Source organism: Actinomycetota bacterium, from assembly GCA_005774595.1.
Lineage (GTDB): Bacteria > Actinomycetota > Coriobacteriia > Anaerosomatales > D1FN1-002 > D1FN1-002.
Genome location: VAUM01000300.1, coordinates 1 through 2407, shown reverse-complemented (window position 1 = coordinate 2407; position 2407 = coordinate 1). Strand labels below are relative to the sequence as shown.

General features: G+C 68.6%; 4 protein-coding genes. 3 read left to right on the top strand and 1 reads right to left on the bottom strand.

All coding sequences use genetic code 11. The annotated features are described in order from the left end of the window. A partial coding sequence (locus FDZ70_09365) for a rhomboid family intramembrane serine protease (GenBank protein ID TLM70118.1) occupies positions 1-491 on the bottom strand: 491 nt, incomplete at its 3' end. A gap of 107 nt (positions 492-598) precedes the next feature. Between FDZ70_09365 and FDZ70_09360 the strand changes: the two genes are divergently transcribed. The 3 genes from FDZ70_09360 to FDZ70_09350 form a co-directional block, all read left to right on the top strand. After that, positions 599-1162 carry a LemA family protein gene (locus tag FDZ70_09360; protein TLM70117.1) on the top strand — a complete coding sequence of 188 codons (564 nt, stop codon included), beginning with the start codon at positions 599-601 and terminating at the stop codon, positions 1160-1162. A gap of 70 nt (positions 1163-1232) precedes the next feature. Next, positions 1233-2069 (top strand): zinc metalloprotease HtpX, encoded by an 837-nt coding sequence (locus tag FDZ70_09355; protein TLM70119.1) that lies wholly within the window; start codon positions 1233-1235, stop codon positions 2067-2069. A 1-nt stretch (position 2070) separates the two neighbouring features. Further along, positions 2071-2407, top strand: a 337-nt coding sequence (locus FDZ70_09350; GenBank protein ID TLM70116.1) for a prolipoprotein diacylglyceryl transferase, incomplete at its 3' end; no start/stop codon positions are given.

Genomic DNA, 2407 nt, shown 5'->3' with positions numbered 1-2407 from the left:
GTCTGGAGCCGCGTGACGCCGACGGGCACGACCACGGCGAGCACTGCCACGCGGAGATGCGCCCGCGGTCGCAGGACGAGCGCGGCGCCGAGCACGCCCGAGATGGCGCCGCTCGCTCCGACCAGCGGCGTGTCCGGGCCGCCCGGCCACCACAGGTACGCGAGTGCGCCCGCGAGCGCGCAGGCGAGGTAGAGCGCGAGGAAGCGCACGCCGCCGGAGCGCTCCTCCACGCCGGGCCCGAACACCCACAGGAACAGCAGGTTCGACACGATGTGGCCCCAGGTCGCGTGGATGAACGCCGAGGTCAGCAGCGTGTAGAGCCGCGTGACGCCGAGCCGGTGCGGGTCGAGCACCCAAGCGTCCACGAACGCCTGCGCCGCGTCTCCGCGCAGGGTGAGCTGATAGGCGAACACCGCAGCACACGCGGCCAGTAGGCCGAGCGTCGCCCAAGGCACGATCGGCGGCCGGTCCTCGTCGCGCAGCGGTATCACGTGTCTCGTCCCGTCAGTCTGCTAGAGTTGTCGCCGGGCAAACTGTACCCCAGTGCCCGCGGTGCGCTCCTCGAGCGCACGGGGGGCGGAAGGAGGGTGTCGCTCGCATGGAATGGGTCGCCATCATCGCGCTCTGTTGCGGTGGCGGGTTCGTCGTCGTGGCGGTCTTCCTCATCGCGCTGTACAACCGCCTCGTCGTGCTCCGCAACCGCGTCAAGAACGCGTGGTCGCAGATCGACGTGCAGCTGCGCCGTCGCTACGACCTCATCCCGAACCTCGTCGAGACCGTCAAGGGCTATGCGAAGCACGAGTCCGCGACGCTCGAAGCGGTCATCAAGGCCCGCCAGGTGGCCGTCGACGCGACCGGCGTCGCCGCCCAGGGTGCGGCCGAGAACATGCTGACGAGCACGTTGCGCAGCCTGTTCGCCGTCGCCGAGGCGTACCCGGAGCTCAAGGCGAACCAGAACTTCATGATGCTGCAGGAGGAGCTCTCCGGGACCGAGAGCAAGATCGCGTACGCGCGGCAGTTCTACAACGACTCGGTCATGAGCTACAACACCGGCATCGAGTCGTTCCCGGCCAACCTGGTCGCCGGCATCCTCGGCTTCCAGGCCGCCGAGTACTTCGAGATCGAGGAAGCCGCCAAGGAGCCCGTCAAGGTCCAGTTCTAGTCTCGAAGGCGAGTGAGGCGGACGTCAAGCCGTGTTCGACCAGGTAGCGTCCAACAAGCTGAAGAGCGCGATGCTCGTCACGGGCTTCGTGCTCTTCGTCTTGCTGCTGTCGTGGATCTTCGATGAGGCGGCCGGCACCGGCGGCCTGCTGACGTTCTGCGGGTTCGCGCTCGCGCTGTTCGGCGGGTTCACGTCGTACTGGTACTCCGACAAGCTCGTGCTCGGGATGAGCCGCGCGCGGCCGGTGGCCCGGGAGACGGAGCCCTACATCGTCAACACGGTCGAGGCGCTCGCCATCGCGGCGGGCCTGCCCGTGCCGGCGTGCTACATCATCGAGGACCCGGCGCCCAACGCGTTCGCGACGGGGCGCGATCCGAGGCACGCCGCGATCGCGCTGACACGCGGGCTGGTGACCAAGATGGACCGCCTCGAGCTCGAGGGCGTCATCGCGCACGAACTCGCGCACATCCAGAACTTCGACACGCGGCTGCAGATGCTCACGGCGGTGCTCGCCGGGACGGTCGCGTACATCTCCGAGTGGTTCGCGCGCTCCATGATCTGGGGCGGCATCGACGAGGACAACGGGGGCAACGTGGTCTTCGCGGTCATCGGGCTCGTGCTGGCGATAGTGGCGCCGTTCGCTGCGGTGGTGATGCAGATGTCGATCTCGCGCAAGCGCGAGTTCCTCGCCGACGCGAGCGCCGCGGTGCTGACACGCTACCCCGACGGGCTCGCCGGGGCGCTGAGGAAGATCGCGGCGGACACGACGCCGCTGCGCGTGGCGAACCGCGCGACCGAATCGCTGTACATCTTCAACCCGCTCAAAGACCGCAACAAGGGCATCGACGGGCTGTTCAACACCCACCCCCCCATCGAGGAGCGCATCCGCCGGCTCGAGGCGATGTGACTTGGCGCTGACCTACCCCGGGATCGACCCGGTCGCGCTGAGCCTCGGCCCCGTGCAGGTGCGCTGGTACGGGCTGGCGTACGTGGCCGGGTTCGTCGGCTCGCTGCTGGCGCTGCGCAAGCTCAACGAGCGCTGGGAGCTGGGGCTTTCCTTCGACGACATGCTCGAGATCATCCTGGCGGCGGTGGTCGGCGTGGTCGTGGGCGGGCGGCTCGGCTACACGCTCGTGTACAGCAGCGGACAATGGCTGCACGACCCGCTGTACGTCTTCCGCATGTGGGAGGGCGGGATGTCGTTTCACGGCGGGCTCGTCGGGATCATGCTGGCCGCCATCGTGG